Annotated in this window: 1 protein-coding gene; it reads left to right on the forward strand. The window is 68.4% G+C overall.

All coding sequences use genetic code 11. The annotated features are described in order from the left end of the window. Nucleotides 1–99: 99 nt before the first annotated feature. Nucleotides 100–954 carry a class I SAM-dependent methyltransferase gene (locus C1I95_RS34120; protein ID WP_111220238.1) on the forward strand — a complete coding sequence of 285 codons (855 nt, stop codon included), beginning with the start codon at nucleotides 100–102 and terminating at the stop codon, nucleotides 952–954. Nucleotides 955–1,002: the final 48 nt, after the last annotated feature.

Genomic DNA, 1,002 nt, shown 5'->3' on the forward strand with positions numbered 1-1,002 from the left:
TTTCTGGTAACTTTTGGAGATCAACGACCGGCGTCAGCCCCGCCTGCACAACAGCGGCCTCGGCATGCACGACACCCGGAGAGCCCGGCGGAGGAGTCTGTGAACAAGACCGACCTCATGTCGAAGGTGCCTTCGATCGCGGCCGCCATGGCCGCCGCCGATGTGAGCCCCGACATACAGCTGACCCAGACCCGCTACCGGGCCGCACTCGTCTCTGGCTGGGGCATCCCAGCCGGAGCGTCGGTCCTGGAAGTCGGCTGCGGACAGGGCGACATGACGGCCGTCCTGGCCGAGGCCGTCGGCCCGCAGGGCCGCGTGGTCGCCGTCGACATCGCCGATCCGTCGTACGGCACCCCGATCACCTTGGGCCAGTCGGCAGAGCACCTCAAGGCGACACCGCTGGGCTCCCGCATCGAATTCCGCTTCAGCCTGGACATCCTCGATGAGGCGGTCACTTTCCCCAGCGGCGGGTTCGACTACGCCGTCCTGGCACACTGCTCCTGGTACTTCGCCTCCCTGGACCAGCTGCGGGAGAGCCTCGCCCGGGTCCGCCGGTGGGCACGGACCCTGTGCTTCACCGAGTGGGACCTCGCACCCAGCTCGGCCGACCAACTGCCCCACCTGCTGGCCGTCCTAATCCAGGGCCAGTTCGAGGCGAGCGGGTCGCGGGGCGAAGGCAATGTGCGCACGCCGTTCTCGCACGAAAGTCTGCTCCGGACGCTCCCGGCGGCAGGCTGGTGCCCCGTCCCGGGACAGGCCGTGGACACCGCCTCCCTACAGGACGGTGACTGGGAGGTGAACGCCTGCGTGACACTGCTCGACGATGTCGACCGGATGGCTGAGCTGCCGCAAACGGTACGGGACCTGGTACAAAGCCAGGCGGATGTGCTCCGGTCCCTGGCGAAGGATCGTGGCAACACGCCACTGCCGGCCTACTCGCTGACCGCCTCTTGAACAGACCCGGAACACCGGTCCGGGGCCACGACCCGCCTGACTGGCACG

The sequence above is a fragment of the Micromonospora craterilacus genome, assembly GCF_003236315.1.
Taxonomy (GTDB): Bacteria; Actinomycetota; Actinomycetes; order Mycobacteriales; family Micromonosporaceae; genus Micromonospora; species Micromonospora craterilacus.